General features: G+C 69.2%; 20 protein-coding genes. 8 read left to right on the forward strand and 12 right to left on the reverse strand.

Features of this window, described 5'->3' with window-relative positions:
- Position 1: 1 nt before the first annotated feature.
- Together G6N58_RS24555 and G6N58_RS24560 are read right to left on the reverse strand one after the other, a co-directional pair.
- Positions 2-883, reverse strand: a complete 882-nt coding sequence (locus G6N58_RS24555) for an ABC transporter permease (protein WP_115281158.1) — start codon at positions 881-883, stop codon at positions 2-4.
- A complete protein-coding gene (locus G6N58_RS24560) occupies positions 884-2,854 on the reverse strand; it encodes a dipeptide ABC transporter ATP-binding protein (protein ID WP_115281157.1) in 1,971 nt (656 codons plus the stop codon).
- A gap of 217 nt (positions 2,855-3,071) precedes the next feature.
- Between G6N58_RS24560 and G6N58_RS24565 the strand changes: the two genes are divergently transcribed.
- From G6N58_RS24565 to G6N58_RS24575, 3 genes are all read left to right on the forward strand, one after another.
- Entirely contained in the window at positions 3,072-3,728 is a 657-nt protein-coding gene (locus G6N58_RS24565) for a TetR/AcrR family transcriptional regulator (protein WP_115281156.1), read from the forward strand.
- A 45-nt stretch (positions 3,729-3,773) separates the two neighbouring features.
- Positions 3,774-5,213 carry a serine/threonine-protein kinase gene (locus G6N58_RS24570; RefSeq protein WP_115282094.1) on the forward strand — a complete coding sequence of 480 codons (1,440 nt, stop codon included), beginning with the start codon at positions 3,774-3,776 and terminating at the stop codon, positions 5,211-5,213.
- 130 nt (positions 5,214-5,343) lie between these two features.
- Positions 5,344-5,778 carry a hypothetical protein gene (locus G6N58_RS24575; protein WP_147289439.1) on the forward strand — a complete coding sequence of 145 codons (435 nt, stop codon included), beginning with the start codon at positions 5,344-5,346 and terminating at the stop codon, positions 5,776-5,778.
- On the opposite strand, the gene G6N58_RS24580 is transcribed toward G6N58_RS24575, so the two are convergent.
- Positions 5,756-6,637, reverse strand: coding sequence for an SDR family NAD(P)-dependent oxidoreductase (locus G6N58_RS24580; protein WP_115282093.1), 882 nt, complete (start codon positions 6,635-6,637; stop codon positions 5,756-5,758). The genes G6N58_RS24575 and G6N58_RS24580 overlap by 23 nt on opposite strands.
- A 23-nt stretch (positions 6,638-6,660) precedes the next feature.
- On the opposite strand from G6N58_RS24580, the gene G6N58_RS24585 reads away from it, so the two are divergent.
- Positions 6,661-7,425: an LmeA family phospholipid-binding protein gene (locus G6N58_RS24585; RefSeq protein ID WP_115281154.1), complete on the forward strand. Its 765-nt coding sequence runs from the start codon at positions 6,661-6,663 to the stop codon at positions 7,423-7,425.
- Between the two features lie 55 nt (positions 7,426-7,480).
- On the opposite strand, the gene G6N58_RS24590 is transcribed toward G6N58_RS24585, so the two are convergent.
- From G6N58_RS24590 to G6N58_RS24605, 4 genes are all read right to left on the reverse strand, one after another.
- On the reverse strand, positions 7,481-8,329 hold the full coding sequence (locus G6N58_RS24590; protein ID WP_115281153.1) for an aldo/keto reductase: 849 nt from the start codon (positions 8,327-8,329) through the stop codon (positions 7,481-7,483).
- A gap of 74 nt (positions 8,330-8,403) precedes the next feature.
- Positions 8,404-9,108, reverse strand: a complete 705-nt coding sequence (locus tag G6N58_RS24595) for a dienelactone hydrolase family protein (protein ID WP_115281152.1) — start codon at positions 9,106-9,108, stop codon at positions 8,404-8,406.
- A 126-nt stretch (positions 9,109-9,234) separates the two neighbouring features.
- Positions 9,235-9,711, reverse strand: coding sequence for an ATP-binding protein (locus G6N58_RS24600; RefSeq protein ID WP_115281151.1), 477 nt, complete (start codon positions 9,709-9,711; stop codon positions 9,235-9,237).
- Between the two features lie 33 nt (positions 9,712-9,744).
- On the reverse strand, positions 9,745-10,128 hold the full coding sequence (locus G6N58_RS24605) for an STAS domain-containing protein (RefSeq protein WP_115281150.1): 384 nt from the start codon (positions 10,126-10,128) through the stop codon (positions 9,745-9,747).
- A 293-nt stretch (positions 10,129-10,421) separates the two neighbouring features.
- Between G6N58_RS24605 and G6N58_RS24610 the strand changes: the two genes are divergently transcribed.
- Entirely contained in the window at positions 10,422-10,982 is a 561-nt protein-coding gene (locus G6N58_RS24610; RefSeq protein ID WP_435406186.1) for a TetR/AcrR family transcriptional regulator, read from the forward strand.
- Position 10,983: 1 nt separating this feature from the next.
- Here the strand turns inward: G6N58_RS24610 and G6N58_RS24615 are convergent, their stop codons facing one another.
- Positions 10,984-11,265 (reverse strand): helix-turn-helix domain-containing protein, encoded by a 282-nt coding sequence (locus G6N58_RS24615; RefSeq protein ID WP_115281149.1) that lies wholly within the window; start codon positions 11,263-11,265, stop codon positions 10,984-10,986.
- Between the two features lie 82 nt (positions 11,266-11,347).
- Between G6N58_RS24615 and map the strand changes: the two genes are divergently transcribed.
- The 3 genes from map (at position 11,348) to G6N58_RS24630 (ending at position 13,866) form a co-directional block, all read left to right on the forward strand.
- Positions 11,348-12,115, forward strand: a complete 768-nt coding sequence (map, locus tag G6N58_RS24620) for a type I methionyl aminopeptidase (RefSeq protein WP_115281148.1) — start codon at positions 11,348-11,350, stop codon at positions 12,113-12,115.
- Positions 12,116-12,211: 96 nt separating this feature from the next.
- Complete coding sequence (locus tag G6N58_RS24625; protein WP_115281147.1) at positions 12,212-13,270, forward strand: FHA domain-containing protein; 1,059 nt, start codon at positions 12,212-12,214, stop codon at positions 13,268-13,270.
- Positions 13,271-13,401: 131 nt separating this feature from the next.
- Positions 13,402-13,866, forward strand: a complete 465-nt coding sequence (locus G6N58_RS24630) for a peptidoglycan endopeptidase (RefSeq protein WP_115281146.1) — start codon at positions 13,402-13,404, stop codon at positions 13,864-13,866.
- Positions 13,867-13,876: 10 nt separating this feature from the next.
- On the opposite strand, the gene G6N58_RS24635 is transcribed toward G6N58_RS24630, so the two are convergent.
- The 4 genes from G6N58_RS24635 to G6N58_RS24650 form a co-directional block, all read right to left on the reverse strand.
- Entirely contained in the window at positions 13,877-14,332 is a 456-nt protein-coding gene (locus tag G6N58_RS24635) for a GNAT family N-acetyltransferase (RefSeq protein ID WP_232067986.1), read from the reverse strand.
- 65 nt (positions 14,333-14,397) lie between these two features.
- Positions 14,398-14,820: a DUF4267 domain-containing protein gene (locus G6N58_RS24640; protein WP_115281144.1), complete on the reverse strand. Its 423-nt coding sequence runs from the start codon at positions 14,818-14,820 to the stop codon at positions 14,398-14,400.
- A 38-nt stretch (positions 14,821-14,858) separates the two neighbouring features.
- Entirely contained in the window at positions 14,859-15,659 is an 801-nt protein-coding gene (locus G6N58_RS24645) for a putative hydro-lyase (protein WP_197746495.1), read from the reverse strand.
- Positions 15,660-15,663: 4 nt separating this feature from the next.
- Complete coding sequence (locus G6N58_RS24650; RefSeq protein WP_276016539.1) at positions 15,664-18,033, reverse strand: Tex family protein; 2,370 nt, start codon at positions 18,031-18,033, stop codon at positions 15,664-15,666.
- Positions 18,034-18,116 lie beyond the last annotated feature (83 nt).

Here is an 18,116-nt window from a genome sequence, read left to right on the forward strand (position 1 = left end):
GTCACACCGTCTTCATCAGGTTGCGCAGGCTGTCGCCGGCGATGTTGCCGATCAGGGCCAGCACCAGCACGCCGAGGCCCGGCATCACCGGGATCCACCACTGTTGCAGGAAGTAGCTCAGATTCCGGGCGGCGTCGGCGCCGAGTTCCGGTGCCGGAGCGGACTGCCCGAGGCCCAGGAAGGACAGTGCGGCCAGGGTGAGGATGAGGGTGCCGATGTCGAGGCTGGCCGCCACCAGCGCGTTGGGTACCGCACCCGGCATGAGGTGACGGAACAGAAGCCGCAATCGGCCCACCCCGGCCAGCCGCGCCGCCTCCACGTGCGGGCGGGCCGCCAGGCGGGCCACCTCGCCGCGCACCAGCCGTGCATAAAACGGCCACCACACGATCGACACGGCGATCAAGGTGTGCACGAATCCGGGCCCCAGCGCGGCCACCACGGCAATGGCCAGCACCGGTGCGGGCAACGACAGGAAGGCGTCGGTGATCCGCATCAGGGCGGTGTCGACCCAGCCGCCGGCGGCCCCGGCGACCAACCCGACCAGCCCGCCGATGGCCAAGCCGATGGCGACCACCACCAAGGCGGCGAACCAGCTCGAGCGCACGCCGTAGAGCACCCGGGACAGCAGGTCACGGCCGATGTTGTCGGTGCCGAGCAGAAAACCCTGAGAGCCGGGCGGCTGCAGGGGCATGCCTGCGGGCACCAGCGGGTCGTGCGGCGCGAGCACGGGTACCGCCACGGCCACCAGCGTGACCACGAACAGCAGCGAGAACCCGGCCCAGTTGGCCAGCATGGCGCGGGAAGTCGGCATCGCCAGCGCGCGCCGGGGTCTGCCGGTGGCGGCCGCGGGTGCCGGCAGGGTGGCGTCGGTGATCACGGCCATTCAGCCGGCCCTCCTCTCGATGCACGCCACCTGGTGGGGTGAACCCGGGCGGCCTTCCAGGCGGACGTCCAGCGCGGTGTCGCTGCAGGCGTCGATGGCGACGGGACAGCGGGGATGGAAGGCGCAGCCGCTGGGCGGTGCCAGCGCGCTGGCCGGTTCGCCGGCGAGCAGCGGGGTCACCCGTCCCAGGTCGGGAATCGAGTTCACCAGGGCCTGGGTGTAAGGGTGGGTGGGCTCGGCGATCACCTGGTCGACGGGGCCGATCTCGACGATGCGCCCCAGGTACATGACGGCAACCCGGTCGGCGACCACCCGGGCCACCGACAGGTCGTGGGTGACGAACACCACCGACATGTCGAGTTCCCGACGCAGGTCGCCGATCAGGTTCAGCACCGAGGCCGCCAGCGAGACGTCCAGGGCACTGGTCGGCTCGTCGCACAACAGCACCGACGGCGGTACCACGGTGGCCCGGGCCAGCGAAACCCGTTGCCGCTGACCGCCAGAGAGCTGCGCCGAGCGAGACTTCATCACGTCCTGCGGCAGGCCCACCCGGTCGAGCACCCGGGCGACCGCCTCGGCGCGCTCGCGCCGGGACATCCCGGTGCGCCGCAGCCGTTCGGTGATCAGTTCGCCGACCGTCAGCCACGGCGTCAGCGAGGCCCCGGCGTCCTGGAACACCATCTGGGGACCGGTCTCCCCGCCCAGGGTGACGCTCCCCGAGGTCGGGGTGTCCAGACCGGCGATCAACCGCAGCAGCGTCGACTTTCCGGAACCACTCTCCCCCACCAGCGCCAGCGACTCACCTTGGGCCACCTGCAGCGAGATACCGCGCAACGCTTGCAGTCTGGTGTGCCGCGCGAGGGAGAACACCTTGGTAGCATCACGCACGGACACGGCGGCGGGGCCGTCGGAACGGACAACGAGAGCGGGGTGGCTCTCGGCGGTGGCGGTGGCCGCGCCATCCAAGCCGGTGTGCACCTGCTCGGCCGACAGGATGCAGGCGCTCACCCGATCCGGGGCCACGGCGACGGGATCCGGTGGCCTGCTTCCGCATTCCGGTTTCGACAGCACACAGCGAGGTTCGAAGGCGCACCCGGGCAGCGGGGTCACCGCGCTGGGGACGGCCCCGGCCAACGCAGCCAGGCGGTGATCGCGGGAGGTGTCCAGGGTCAGCCGCGAACGCAGCAGGCCGTGGGTGTAGGGATGTGCGGGCCGGGCCAGGACGTCGGCGGTGGGGCCTATCTCGGCGATCCGGCCGGCGTAGAGCACCGCGATGCGGTCGGCGATCTGGGCCGCCACCCCGAGGTCGTGGGTGATCAGCACGATGCTGCACCCGATCTCGTCACGCAGCCGACGCAGCAGCCGCAGCACCTGCGCCTGCACGGTGACATCGAGTGCGGTGGTGGGTTCGTCGGCGATGATCAGGTCGGGATCCCCGGCGATGGCGATGGCGATCATCACCCGCTGGCGCAGACCACCGGAGAGCTCGTGCGGGTAGGCACGCATCCGGCGGGCCGGGTCCGGGATGCCAACCGCGGTCAGCAGTCGTAGCGCCTCCTCGTCGGAGCCCGCCGCCTCAGCGACCTGCCTGCCGATCCGCATCGTCGGGTTGAGCGAGGTCATCGGATCCTGGAACACCGCGCCGAGGTCGAGGCGCCGCACGCGACGCAGATCCTTGGCCTGGCCCGCCACCATGTCGGATCCGGCCACCTCGACGCTGCCGTCGACGCGCGCGGTCGCAGGCAGCAGCCCCAGCATGCTGAATCCCAGAACGCTCTTACCCGAGCCGGATTCGCCGACCAGGCCGATGATCTCGCCCCTGGTGATCTGCAGGGACACCCCTCGCAGGGCGTGCACGTCCTTGCCTGCGCGGCGGAATGTCACCCGCAGGGCGCTGACGTCGGCCACCAGGTCCGCGGAGGTCCCGGGAGCCGTTGCGTCGGCCTCGATCTCGGAGGTGGCACTGGCCATCCATCACTCCCGCTGGTCGCTGTTCCAGGCGCGGGTGGCACGACGTCGAGCCGGTGAGCCTGTCGGTTGACAGTTTTCCGAGTGCGATGACGCCGTTGGTGTCGCCGGCGTAACCGATTGATGAGCGCGCGTAACCGCTTGCGACTCGGATGTTTCTGTCGTGTGACAGATAACCCACGCACTCCACTTCCCGCTGTTGCTGCGACACGATGGGCCCGTGACCACCACGCGCGGCAGACCGAGGCTCCGCTCGCAGCGCCGCCCGGGTGTCAGCGCCCGCGACGAGATCCTCGATGCCGCCGGTGAGCTGTTCACCACCCGCGGCTACGCCAGTACCTCCACCCGCACCATCGCCGAGGCGGTGGGTGTCCGGCAGGCCTCGCTCTACCACTACTTCAGGACCAAGGACGACATCCTCTCGGCTCTGCTGCACCAGACGGTCACTCCCTCGCTGCGGTTCGCCGAGCAACTCACGGAGGCTCACCAGGGCCTGCCAGCGGGCGGGCGACTGCACGCGCTCGCGGTCTTCGACGGCACGCAGCTGCTCACCGGCCCCTGGAACCTGGGCGCGCTCTATCTGCTTCCCGAGCTCCGGGAGGCCCGGCTGGCTTCGTTCTGGCTGGATCGGGAGCGGTTGCGCCTGCACTACCTCCAGTTCAGCCGGGCTACCCGGCCCGTCGACGACGACACCGCCGACCTGCCCTTCCGGCTGGTGGAAGCACTGGTCAACATGAGGGCCGCGGGTGATCACAGCAGTCCCGAACCGCTGCTGGCCACCCGCGTCGCGGACGCCTGCCTACGGGTGCTCGGTGTGCCCCCGGAGGCCATCGACACCGCGCGGGCTCATACGGCGCGCCTGCTGCCCGCCACCTGACCGGCATCCCCGACGTCGCGGGCACCCACCTGTAGCATGCGCGACATGCCGTTGGCCGACGGTGCCACCTTTGCTGGCTACACGATCATCCGCCTGCTCGGTGCAGGCGGCATGGGCGAGGTCTACCTCGCCCGGCATCCGCGTCTCCCCCGGGAGGACGCGCTCAAGGTGCTGCCGCCGTCGGTGAGCACGGACCGGGAATTCCGGGATCGTTTTGAACGCGAGGCGGACCTGGTCGCCGGCCTGTGGCACCCCCACATCGTCGGCGTTCACGACCGCGGCGAGTTCGATGGCCAGCTGTGGATCTCGATGGATTTCGTCGACGGCACCGACGCGGGCGTGCTGCTGCGTGAGCAGCCCGGCGGCCTGCCTCCCGAGCAGGTGGTGGCCATCGTCTCGGCGGTGGCCGACGCGCTGGACTACGCCCACGACCGCCGCCTGCTGCACCGCGACGTGAAACCGGCCAACATCCTCATCACCGCACCGGGAACCGGAAGCCGGCGAATCGTGTTGGCCGACTTCGGAATTGCCCGCCGCGCCGATGAGGCCAGCGGACTGACGGCCACCAACATGACCGTGGGCACGGTGTCCTACGCCGCACCGGAGCAACTGATGGGCAACCCACTGGACGGCCGGGCCGACCAGTACGCCCTGGCCGCCACCGCGTTCCACCTGCTCACCGGAGCGCCGCCGTTCCAGCACACCAACCCCGCAGTCGTCATCAGCCAGCATCTGACCGCCCGTCCCCCGAGCCTGTCGGACCGCAAGCCCGAGCTGGCCCACCTGGACTCCGCACTCGGCAAGGCACTGGCCAAAGACCCTGCCGATCGGTATGCGCGCTGCCTGGACTTCGCGCGCGCACTGGCCCACCAGATCGGCGTCTCGACCCCGATGCCCGCGGTCGACGCCGCACCGGAGGCGGGCGAGAAGACGCAGCTGGCCACCGCGGCTCGACCGCAACCGCCGGCGCGCGGCTGGGCGCGTCCGGCCGTGCTGGTACCGGTGGTCCTGGCGCTGCTCCTGGTGGTCGCGGTCGCTTTTGCCGTCGGCGAGTTCACCGCCGACCAGGAGACCGGCGTCGACGCACGCACCACCACCCGCACCACCGTGGCTGCGGCGCCGCCGCCGCCACCGGTGAGCACCGATGTGGTGACCGAGACCGAAACCGAGACCGCGGCGCCGGTCACCACCACCTCGACGGCCACCACGACGCCGCCGGCCGCAGCGGTCGGCGCAGACTGCACCGAGGCAGGTGCCACCGGCGTCACCGCGGACGGAGCCACCGTGTACTGCGCGAATCTGCAGTACACCGACCGCTACCTGTGGTCGACCAGCCCCGCCGAGATCGCCAACCCGGTGCTGACCACCTCACCGAGCACGCCGGTCCCAGACGAAACCGAATCACCGGTGCGGATCTGCATGGAACAGACCGGGCACACCAGGCTGCGCTGCGCTGCGGACATTCTGCGTGGAAACGGCGGCTGACCTGCAGCCGTGACGGTTGTGGAAACGTTTTGTGACCCGCGGGCGATAAGCCCGGCGTTGTGGTCGGAGTTTCTCGACCCCGGCGACTGCGATAGGTTCTCCCCGCAGCCACACCGAAGAAGAGGTCGTCTTGAAGAAGCCTGATGTGAAGAAGTTCGTTCTTTTCGTCGGCGGCGCCAGTGCCGCGTTCACGATGGTCGTGATGGGTACCGGCCAGGCGAACGCCGAGGTGCCCGATGTCACCGGTGAGCCCTACGGCCGCGCGGTCGCCATCTTGAAGAACCTCGGATACAAGGCCGTCTTCGGCGGCGCCATCGGCAACGACCTCCCCCAGTCGCAGTGCATGGTCCTCGAGCAGCAGCCGAACGGGCGTTCCGTCCGGCTCCGCCTGAACTGCGACCTGCAACCCGGCCAGGAGCAGCCGGTGGCCCCCAACACGCACTCTCTGGTTCCGCCCGGCGGCTCCATCCCCACCGGTACCAGCGGCGCGCCTGCACCCGCTGATCCGGGCCGTCCCACCCCGGGCGCCGGAACGGTCACCGTCACTCCCCGCCAGGTGGGCTGACCTCACCGGAGATCATCGCGTGGAGCTCGTCGAGGCTCCACGGCGGCGACGCACTGTGGTCGCGGTAGCCGAGGAGGTCCGGGCGCGGTCGGGCGAATCTGCCGACGAAGTTGCCTGCACCGATCAGGATCTGCCCCGTCACTCCGCGGGCCAGATCGCTGACCAGGTACGCGTACAGCGCGGCCACGTAGTCCGGTGGCGCCGGATCCAACGCTGCATGCATGGACACGTCGTCGAGCAGACCGCGCCGGTGCAGAGTACGGATCTGCTGTTCGTACTGCGCGCCGGTGGAGAGCCGCGTCCTGGCGCCCGGGCACACCACGTTGGCCCGCACGCCGTGCTCGCGCAGTTCGGCCGCGATCGCCATGGTGAAGCCGTTCACCGCGCCTTTTCCGGCCGGATATCCGGTACCGCCGTAATCGCCCAGGTAGGCGAAGGAACTGGTGTTGACGATCGCACCGCTGCGCTGGGCGACCATGTGCCCGGCCGCGGCCCGGCAGGTGTGAAACGCCGTACCGATGTGGCCGGCCATCAGGGTGTCGAACTGCGCGCCGGTCACGGTCAGGATCGACGAGCCGGCCGGTTCGGCGATGCCGGCACAGTTCACCAGGATGTCGATCCGGCCGAAGTGTTTGGTGCACGTCCCGATCAGTCCTTCGGCGGTGGGCTCATCGGTGGGCGAACCGGCAAAGCCCACGGCTCCGTCGATGGTGTCGACGGCTGCGGCCACCGCGTCGGGGTCTCGGCCGTTGACGACCACGCCGGCTCCCAGCCGGGCCAGCAGTTCGGCCACGGCCCGCCCCACCCCGCGGCTGCCTCCGACCACCACGGCGCCGCGGCCTTCCAGGACACGTTCCATGTCGATCAACATAGAGTGATGCGATGACGGAGCCCCCTCCGATCCGCCGGTGGGACCCGCTGCGCCCGCTGGACCTGATGAGCGCCGTGTGGTCGACAGCCGTCGCGGTGCCGCCGGTGTCGACGGGAGCGGCCGCGGCCCACCGCACCGTGTTCTTCACGCTGCGCCGCATGGTGGTGGGCCGTCGGATCACCGTGCGGGCCGCCGGCTCTCCGGTGACCATGACGGTCTCGGAGGTGGGATCCCGCCTCGATGTCCGCCGGCTCTCGGTCGGCCAACTGGACGACGTCCGGGTGGTGGCCCGCGACATCACCTGGCAGGCAAGCCGATTCGACCGTGCCTCGGCGGTGTTGCACAACGTGCACGTTCGGCCGGGAACGTCGCCGATGTTGGTGGCCGCACCGGTCGAGTTGACCCTGGACGTGCCCACCGAGGCACTCGACGACCTGGTCTCGACGATGGTGCCGCTGCTGGCGGGCACCGTGGGTGACGACGGGGTGGCTCGGCTCCGGTTCGCCCGGCGCCCCGGGCTGGGGCAGATGGAGATCGACGCCGAACTCGACGGATCGGCAGTGGCGTTGCGGGCACGGTCGGTCACCATCGGCCGACGCCGCTGGCCGCTGCCGGCGAGCACGCCCGCCTACCGGATGGCGCTGCCGGAGTTGCCGCACGGTGTACGGCTCACCGGCGTGCATTTCGAGCCCGGCCTGATGCGGCTGTCGGGGTTACTACAGCAGTGGCGGATGGGGTTCACCCCCCGCCATCTGGAATACCTGCTGGGGTTTTGACCCTCCCGACGGTCGCGGACGACCACCCCTGGCGATCGTCCGCGACCGACCCTGGTCAGGACGGGATGTAGTCGAAGGTGTCCGGGTTGGGTCCGGTGCGTCCGGCCTCACCCTTGTCCAGTGCCGAGATGGCTGCCATCTGGTCGCCGTCGAGTTCGAAGTCGAAGATGGCGAAGTTCTCCTGCATCCGCTTCGGCGTCACCGATTTGGGGAACACCACGTCGCCGCGCTGGACGTGCCAGCGCAGCACCACCTGCGCGGGGGTCTTGCCGGTGGCCTCAGCGATTCCGGTGATCGCGGAGTCGTCGAGGACCTTGCCCTGCGCAATCGGCGACCAGGCCTCGGTGACGATGTTGTGCTGTTGCCCGTAGGCCCGCACCTCGTCGTTGGTCAGGTACGGGTGCACCTCGATCTGGTTGACGGCGGGGACGGTCGACGACCCGGCCGCCAGCTTGTCCAGGTGCGCCGGCTGGAAGTTGGAGACGCCGATGCTCCGCGCCCGGCCGTCGCGGGCGAACTCCTCCAGGACGTTCCACGTCGAGACGAAATCCCCGTCGTACAGCGTGGGCAGCGGCCAGTGGATCAGGAACAGATCAACGTAGTCATAGCCCAGCGCGGCCAGGGTGTCATCGAACGCGCGACGCGCGTCATCGGGTTTGTGGAAGCCGTTGTTGAGCTTGCTGGTGATGAAGACATCGCCGCGGTCCAGTCCGGCCGCCCGGATGCCCTCTCCCACTCCCTTTTCATTGCCGTACATCTCGGCGGTGTCGATGTGGCGGTAACCGATCTCCAGGGCGGTCTTCACCGTTGATGCCGTGTCCTCCGGGGGAACCTGAAACACGCCGAAGCCCAGCTGCGGGATCGTGTTGCCGTTGTTCAGCGTGATCGCCGGGACAGTGCTCATACTCGTAACCTCTTCCTCTCCTGCGACTCTGTGCAGACCCCGGGAGCCATACCCCTTTTCCGGGCGGGTGCAACTCACGAACGAAGATGCTGATCGAAGAACCCCAGAATCCGGGTCCAGGCATCTTCGGCCTCGGGTTCTGAATAGGAGAACCCGGCCGCCCTGGTGACGAGCTGCAGTACCGCCGGGGCGCCCCAATCGTTCATGAAGGAATGCCCGACGTGGGGGTACTCCTTGACGTCGTGATCCACCCCCGCCTCGGTGAGGACCCGTTCCAACGTCGCGGCCACGTTCTTCATCGTCCAGTCACGGGCGCCATAACTCGCCACGATGGGGCAGGAATCCGCCAACACTGCAGTGTCTTTCGGCAGTGGGCCGTAGTTCGGTGCGGCCACGTCGAACACGCCCCGCGGAGCGAGTTGCAGACTGAAGCCACCTCCCATACAGAAGCCGATGACGCCGACCTTGCCGGAGCAGCGCGGGTCGGACGCGAGCGCCTCACGCGCGGCCACCAGGTCGTCGATCGCCGCGCCGGAACCACTGGCCAGTGCACGCAGGGTGCGAACCACACACCCCACCCGGTTGCCGCGCCGGTAGAGTGCGGGTGCCAACGTCAGATGGCCGGCGGCTGCCAGCCGGTCGCAGCTTCGCCTGATGTCATCGGTCACACCGAAGGCGTCCTGGATCACCACCACCCCGGGCCACGGCCCGGACCCAGCGGGCTGTGCCTCATAGGCCGGCAGCGGACCGCGGGGGGTGGGATACGTGATGTCCGCCATGGGGGAATTCTGCACCCCATCGGATGGTTGACAACATCGACGGTGCCGGGCATGCCCCGGGTACCACCCCTTCGTCGCCGCGAGCGACCGTTTGCCGAGAGGCGCACGCCGGCACCGTCCCCACTTTCAGGCGGTGGCCACCTCATCATCGTTGCGGGCCGCCAACGGGGCGATATTGCCGAAACGCATGCACACCGTGGTGCCCTGCGAACCGGCGTCGATGCCGACCTCGTCTGACAGCGCCTCCATCAGCGGAATGCCGCGGCCACGGGTGCGCCGCGGCTCTCGTTCGCTGTCGTCGCGCCAGCTGCCCCGGTCGGTGACCGTGATGGTCAGAATAGATGTCGAGCGGTCGTGCTCGGCACGGATGTCCACGGTGCCGGGCTGGCTGGCGTGCCGGTAGGCGAACTCGGCCACGTTGGCCAGCGCCTCGTTGACCGCCAACACCAGGTCGTTGAGCCGCAGCGCGTCGAGCTCGAAGCCGCGTTTGAGCCAACGCTCCAACTCTTCGCGAACCGTTACCACGCTGACCGCATCGGCCACCACATCAGAGCGGTCGAAAACGTCCGGTTCGGGCACAGCAGAGTCGTTGGTCTTCCTCATGGCAACGTTGGGGCTACCCAGTTCCTGCGCGCCTCACGCATCCAATTTTGCGAGCGCTTCGTCACGGGTCTGGAACAGGTCGACGATGTCGGCGATGCCGACGAGCTTCAGCGGCCTGCTGGTCACAGGGCCGTCGGCCACCACCCCGAATTTCACACCCTCGGGTAGCTGGTCGTGGGCTCCCACCAACACACCCATTCCGGCAGAGGCGAGGAACTCCACATCGGTGAGGTCGACGACCAGCGCAGCGGGTGTCTTGCCCAGCGAGGTCGTGATCGCTTCTTCGAGTTGAGGGGCTGTCAGCATGTCGACGACTCCGGAGACGGACAGCACCGCAACCCGGCCGACCCACTCCTCACCGATGACACACGTCACCGGGCTGGTGGATTCGCTGACGAGCTTTGGCTGTTCGGACAAGGGTTCACCTCACTGTTTGCACTGCACCGGCCTGCCGGAGCGCGTAGGGCTCGCAAGGCTACGTTCTGAACCCGGCAAGGACGTCTGTTGCACTGCAGCTAGGTTATCCCAGAAGATCCGGGCCGCGCCCCTCCCACCGGCGGTAGCCGCTTGTGTCGGTGACCCCAGCGAACCCCGCGCGGCGCGCACCTGGGAATTGTCCAGCCCTGGCATCACTGTTCCGTCACAGTCAGTAATGTCCGGCCCGGTTCCAATTCGATGGGCGCCGGTGAGCGCGCGACTACGATTTTGTCGTGGCACCACGACAGCAGGAGCTCGCGTCGCCGACCGCCGACGCAGACCCGACCACCAGCGACCGCATCCTGGCGGCCACCGCGGAGGTTCTGGCCCGCAACGGTATGACCAAGCTGAGCCTGTCCGAGGTGGCGTTGCAGGCCGGGGTGTCGCGACCCACGCTCTACCGGTGGTTCGCCTCCAAGGAGGCACTGCTGGACGCCTTCGGGCTGTGGGAGCGCCAATTGTTCGAACGCGGGATCGCCGCAGCCACCACCGGCTTGCGGGGCAGCGAGCGTCTGGACGCCGCGCTGCGGTTCATCGTCGAGTACCAGCAGTCCTACTCCGGGGTGCGGATGATCGACATCGAGCCCGGCCATGTCATCAAGCGCATGTCGCACGTCATCCCGATCATGCGGGAGCGCCTCGAGTTGCTGTTGCCCGCGTCGCGTGCTGCGGTGGCGGCGGCGACCGCCACCCGCGTGGCCATCTGCCACTACATGGTGCGCAGCGACGACGATGCCGAGTTCCTGGCCCAGCTGCGCCATGCCGTGGGACTCAAACCGTCCAACGAGGGCTGAGTCAGATCGCGATCTGCTGATCGCCGTCCTGCGGCGACTCGGTGCCCCGCCAGACTCGCACCGCGTGGTCCAGCGGAAGCCCCACCGCGTCACACAGACCGACCACGGTCCCGAAGCTCGGGCTGGGCAGACGGCCCACCTCGATCTTGCGCAGGGTCTCCGGCGAGATGCCCGCCGCGCGGGCAATGACCTCGGGGGCCCGGCCCGACCGTGCGGATCGGATCAGGGCACCGAGACGCTGCCCGGCGCTGATCTGCTCGGGACTCAAGGGCACGCGCACCATCCGGCCAGCATAGCGGTATTGAAATACCGGGGTCTGGTACCGTCGGCGCGGTATAAAAATACCAAGCTTGGAGTAGCGAACAATGATCGAACTCAAGACGGCCACCGAAATCGACAAAATGGCCGTCACCGGGGCCTTCGTGGCCCAGACCCTCGAAACCCTGGGGCAGCGCGCACAACCCGGTGTCAACCTGCTCGACCTGGAGCACCACGCCCGCACCCTGGTCGCCGACCGCGGCGCCGTCTCCTGCTACTGGGATTACGCACCGTCCTTCGGGAGCGGGCCGTTCCACAACGTCATCTGCCTCTCGGTGAACGACGCCGTGCTGCACGGCCTGCCCTGGGACTACACCCTGCGTGACGGCGACGTGCTGACGCTGGACTTCGCCGTCTCGATCGACGGCTGGGTGGCCGACGCTGCCATCACCGTGGCCGTGGGCAACGCTTCGCCCGTCGACATCGCACTCATCGAATCCACCCGCCGGGCCTTGGCGGCCGGCATCGCCGCAGCGGTGCCCGGCGGTCACCTGGGCGACATCTCCGCGGCCATCGGCGCGGTGGCCGCCGCTGAGGGGTACGCCGTCAACACCGATTTCGGGGGCCACGGCCTGGGCCGCACCATGCACGAAGATCCGCACATCCCCAACGTCGGCAAGCGCGGACGGGGGATGCGACTCAAACCCGGGATGACCCTGGCGCTGGAGCCGTGGTGGGCCCGCGGGTCGAACGAGTTGAGCGTCGACCCTGACGGCTGGACGCTGCGGTCGGCCGACGGGTCCATGACCGCCCACACCGAGCACACCATTGCGATCACCGAGGACGGACCCCGCATCCTCACTCTCGCGCCGTAGCGGGCGGCCGAGAAAGCGTATCGAGGCGCCGATCGGCGTCGGTAAACTCAGCGATGTTCGCCGATACCACCACGCTGACAGGGAGAATCACCGTCGATGACACACCCGCAGCCGCCGGGCCTGGCCGTGCACTGCGGTGAACAGACACGCATCATCTCCCCGAGCCAGGGGGAGGTCACCATCGGTCGCGGTCCCGCATCCGCCATCCGGCTGGACCATTCCTGGCTCTCGCGCAGCCACGTCCGGCTCCGCGCCGACGACGACCGCTGGATTGCCGCCGACTGCAGCAGCAACGGTATGTTCGTCGACGGCGAAAAACGCCAATCAGTGGTTGTGACAGCGGGTTTGACGATGCACCTGGGGCGGCCCGACGGACCGGCGGTGCGGTTCTCGTTCGTCGATATCGTCGCCGACGAATCCGAATCCGACGAGGATGCCGATCCGGACATCGCCAGAGCCGGCGCGGCGGTGGCCGCCCGGCGCCGCGAGCTGGACCTGACTCAACGTGGCCTGGCCCGGGACAGGATCATCAACGCCGGCGCTCTGATCTCGTTCGAGAAGGGACGCAGCTGGCCGCACGAGAGCACGCGGACGCGGCTCGAGCAGGTCCTGCAGTGGCCGGCGGGCGCGATAGCCGGGATCCGCGAGGGCGACCCGTCCCCGCCGGTGGGCAGCGGTCCCGACGACACCACCGCCGGGCTTCCCACCACCGTTGCGCCGGCGCTGCTGGCCCAGACCATCCAGCTCGCCCTGGGCGGCGTCGATGTCGCGATCAGCGATCTACCCGATCCGGGCTGCCCGGATTTCCGAGCCAGAGCCGCCGGTGTTCTGGCCGACCTGCGCAACCTCCAAAGAGTCGCCGTCGACGCCGCCCGCAACTCCCCCGGCTCCCCTGCCCTGGCGCTCGCGCTGGGTGGGGTGCGACGGCGGTATCACGACGTGATGGCGCGGGCTGCCGCCGCACCCGACGCGTCCGTGGGTGTACGACTGCACGTCGCGCGAACGCAGGCCAACCTCACCGTCGAGGATGCCGCCCTGGCCGCGGCGGTGCCCGTCAGCGCCATCGAGGCCCTGGAAGAGGAACAGCCGGTACCCGCGCATGTCCGCGACGCAGCAGAGGCCCTGATCGGCCACCTGGACGCAGCGGGAAAGTGAATCCCGGTTATCCGCGACGCTTCTAACTGGGCAAAGGACTCACTTCGTGGGACGTGCCATGCTGTCAGCCCAAAGTGAGCAGAGCCACAGCTTTTGGTTATGGCAGTGACGTGTTGTTAGCGTCCCGGCGCATGTTTGTTCTCGCAACGTTGTTGACATTCGTCAACCAGGTTTCCGGAACTCCGTACGTGGTCGGCGGAGATTCCGCCGCGGGCACCGACTGCTCGGGTCTGGCGTCCTGGGTGTCGAACGTGGCCACCGGCCGACCCGCGTACGGCGACCGGTTCAACACCGGCAACCAGGAACAGGAACTGCTGGCCCGCGGCTTCCGGTACGGCACCGCCCCCGACGCGCTGGTCATCGGCTGGAACGGCGGACACACTGCCGTCACCCTCCCCGACGGCACCCCGGTGTCCAGCGGCGAAGGCGGCGGGGTCCGGATCGGCGGGGGCGGCGCCTATCAGCCGCAGTTCACCAATCACATGTACTTGCCGATGCCTGCCGACCCCGCGCCTCCGGCCGTGGACGTCGGGCCCCCGCCACCCCCGCCACCCCCGCCGGCACCGGTGCCGCCTGCGCCCCCGATGCCGGTCTGACGGCGATGTCTCACGAGCCGGGCAGGGCCAGATTCAGGATGGGGAACGGCCGGCCGTCGGCATCGGTGTCGTGGCGGTCCACGGTCACGAAGCCGAAGCGACGGTAGAACGCGAGCGCCTGCGGATTCTGTTCGTTGACGTCGACCAGCAGCCCGGGGTGGGCGGCGATCGCCTGTTGCAGCAGTACCGCCCCCACTCCTGTCCCCCGGCGCTGCTGATCGACGAACAGCATCTCGAGCTTGCCCCCGGCGATCCCACTGAAACCCACCGCCGTCCCGTCGACAGTGGCAACGGTGAGCTCGACCACCGCGAAATACTGGGCCAGCAGCCTACTTTCGTAGAAATCGATGTCCGCCGCGGTCAGGAAGTCGTGCGTGGCGGTCACGGCACCGCGCCAGATGTGGGCCAGGACAGGCCATTCCGCACTACCCGCACACGGCCGCAACACCACCTCGGTCCGATTCACCCCGGCAAGCCTAGCTGAGTAGCTGTTCACCCAGGGCATTACCCGACGTGCTCACACCGGGCACCCTACTCCGCTCCACTACACCTGCTGGTTGACCGGTCGGCCGGCTTTGCGTCGCTCGGCGGCCGGCGCAATGCTCCCCACAACCCGACACCGATACCGACGACCGCGCCCCCGAGCCCGATGATCTGCTGTCCCCGTTTGAGGTCGTGGTGCACGCTCATGCCGCCCAGGAGGTCGGCCGCATCAGCACCACCGGAGGCCAGGAACCACCCGCGGGTGTCGCGCCCCCGGACGGCCGCCGCCAGCAGTAGCCCACCCACCAGCGCATCGCGGTACCCCATCGACCGCAACAGCAGCCGCGCCGATGGGCCCGGGTCCTCCGGCTCGCCCCAGACGCGGTTGGCGCGCAACGGATCAACGAGAAACGACACCCCCGATGCCAGCCGGATGGCCCCCACCGTCACTGCGGCCCGATCGATCGTCATGGCAGCCACCGTAGAACGCCGCCGCCGTCCAGCGGCCGTTAATGCACCACATCGGGTGCGGCCTGCAGATCGAACGCACGGTGCGGGAGGTCGGTGATGAACATGTGGCCGGGTTGGTGGAAGATCGCCAACTCGGGGCGGGCCTGCGCCACCACCGCCTGCGGTGTCACCCCGCAGGCCCAGAACACCGGCACGGAGTCGGATTCGAGATCGACGGCATCGCCGAAGTCCGGACGGTCCAACCGGTCGATGCCCAGTGCGGCGGGATCGCCGACGTGGATCGGTGCGCCGTGCATCGCGGGGAATCGCGCGCTCACTGCCGTGACCTCCGCTATCCGGTCCGCAGGGAACGGTCGCATCGACACCACCACCTGTCCGTCGAAGGATGCGACGGGCACACACCGGCGATCGGTGAGGTACATCGGCACGGTGACCCGCTGACGCTGGTGGGCGATCTCGAGGCCGGCTTCGGCCAGCGCCCACTCGAAGGTGAAGGAGCACCCGAGCAGGAACGCCACCATATCCGGTCTCCAGTATTCGGTGATGTCGGTGGGCTCGTCGATCAGCCGGCCGTGCCGCAGCACCCGGTAGCGCGGTAGGTCGGTGCGCAGATCTGCCCCCGGCGCCGCGTATGTGGGCTCCGGCGAGCCCGGCTCGGTGATGTCGACCAGCGGACAGGACTGCCGGTTCACCACGCAGAACCGCAGGAAATCGGCAGCGTTGTCCCGCGGCAGCACCACGAGGTTGGTTTGCGCGTACCCCGCCGCCAGACCGCTGGTGGGGCCGGTGAACTCGCCGCGGCGGATCACCGACCGGGCGCCGGCGGGAAGCCCCACGATCGGGTCAGCGCCCGAAGCCGGCGTCGCGCAGCGCCTGGGCCATGGAGCCCGCTGGCTGCTGCGACTCCCGACGGCCGGAGTTGTTGCTGCGGTTGGGGTTTCGCGGCGCTTTGCGATTCTGGCCGCCACCGCCACCGCCACCGCCACCGCCGGGGCCCTCGCGCCGGGGTGCGGCGTCGCCGTCCGAGCGTCTGCCCTTGCGGGCCGGCTCGTCACCGAGGCGCAGACTCAACCCGATCCGCTGGCGTTCGACATCGACCTCCAGCACCTTGACCCGGACCACCTGGCCGGACTTCACCACGTCGTGGGGGTCGGAGACGAACCGGTCGGCCATCGCCGAGACATGCACCAGCCCGTCCTGGTGCACGCCGACGTCGACAAAGGCGCCGAAGGCGGCGACATTGGTGACCACCCCTTCGAGCACCATGCCCACCTTCAGATCGGCCACCTTCTCGACGCCGGCGGCGAAGGTGGCGGTGGTGAACGCCGGGCGGGGGTCACGGCCCGGCTTCTCCAGCTCGGCCAGGATGTCGGTGACGGTGGGCAGGCCGAAGCGGTCGTCGACGAACTCGGTGGGCTGCAGGGTCCGCAGGGCGCGCTCGTTGCCGATCAGCTCGGCGAGGGTGACACCGGAGCGGTCCAGGATCCGCCGCACCACGGGGTAGGACTCGGGGTGCACACCGGAGGCGTCCAGCGGGTCGTCCCCGCCGCGGATCCGCAGGAAGCCGGCACATTGTTCAAAGGCCTTGGGGCCCAGGCGAGGAACGTCGAGCAGAGCCTTGCGGCTGCGGAACGCGCCGGCGCTGTCCCGGTGGCCCACGATGGCCTCGGCCAGGGTTTCCGAGATCCCGGAGACCCGCGACAGCAGCGGCACCGAGGCGGTGTTGAGATCCACGCCCACCGCGTTCACCGCGTCCTCGACCACCGCGTCGAGGCTGCGGGCCAGGGTCCCCGGGGTGACGTCGTGCTGGTACTGCCCCACCCCGATCGATTTGGGCTCGATCTTGACCAGCTCAGCCAAGGGATCCTGCAGCCGCCGGGCGATGGAGACTGCGCCCCGGATGGTGACGTCCAGATTGGGCAGCTCACGCGCGGCGTAGGCTGACGCCGAGTAGACCGAGGCTCCGGCTTCGCTGACCATGGCCTTGGCCGGCGCCTGCGCGCCCGCGGCGCGGATCTCGGCGATCAGCTCGGTGGCCAGGGCGTCGGTCTCGCGGGAGGCGGTGCCGTTGCCGATCGCGATCAGCTGCACCCCGTGACGCGCGACCAGTGCCGCGAGCGTGGCCTTGGCCTGGTCCCACTGCTTCTGCGGCGGGTGCGGATAGATGGCGCAGCTGTCGACGACCTTGCCGGTGGCGTCCACGACAGCCACCTTGACCCCAGTACGGAACCCCGGGTCCAGCCCGAGGGTGGTGCGGTTTCCGGCGGGTGCTGCCAGCAGCAGGTCCTTGAGATTCTTGGCGAACACCGCCACCGCGTCCAGCTCCGCGCGCTGACGCAGCTTCAGGCGCGCATCAACCGAAGCGCCGACCACGAGTTTGGTCCGCCACGCCCATCCGACCGTGGCAGCCAGCCACGGGGTGGCCGCGGCGCCCGCGCCCAGGTCGATACCCAGGCTCCGGGCGATCAGGTGGTGGTAGCCCTCCTCGTCGCCGCCGTCGAACCGCAGCGACAGGGCCTCCTCCTTCTCCCCGCGCATCACAGCCAGCACGCGGTGCGAGGGCATGGACTCCAGCGCTTCGGAGTACTCGAAATAGTCGCGGAACTTCTGTGCTGCAGGGTTTTTGGCGGCTTCCTCGGACCACGGCACGGTGCGCAGGGTGCCGTTGGTCCAGAACTTCTCCCGGATGGCGCCCACCAGCTCGGCGTCTTCAGCGGCCCGTTCCACCAGGATGTGCCGGGCCCCGTCCAGCGCCTTGGCGCCGTCCTCCACCTCCGCGGTGACGAACTCCGCCGCGACATCCTCGGGGACCAGCGTCGGGTCGGCGAGCAGGCGGTCTGCCAATGGCTCCAGACCGGCCTCCCGGGCGATCTGCGCCTTGGTGCGCCGCTTCGGCTTGTAGGGCAGGTAGATGTCCTCGACCCGGGCCTTGGTGTCGGCGGTCAGCAGGGCGGCGCGCAACTCGTCGGTGAGTTTGCCCTGCTCATCGATCGACGACAGCACCGCTGACCGGCGATCATCGAGCTCGCGCAGGTAGCGCAGCCGCTCCTCCAGGGTGCGCAGCTGGCCATCGTCCAGACTGCCCGTGGCCTCCTTGCGGTAGCGGGCGATGAACGGCACCGTCGAACCCTCGTCGAGCAACTGCACAGCGGCAGTCACCTGGCCCACACCCACAGCCAGTTCCTCAGCAAGACGGGCGTTCACGGTCTTCAGGGGAGCGCTTGTCGTCACGCCGAGACCCTACCCAACCGCGCTGACATCATCGCGCTGCCTGCCCTCCCGGGTTGGCACCACCA

This window comes from Mycolicibacterium tokaiense, assembly GCF_010725885.1.
GTDB lineage: Bacteria > Actinomycetota > Actinomycetes > Mycobacteriales > Mycobacteriaceae > Mycobacterium > Mycobacterium tokaiense.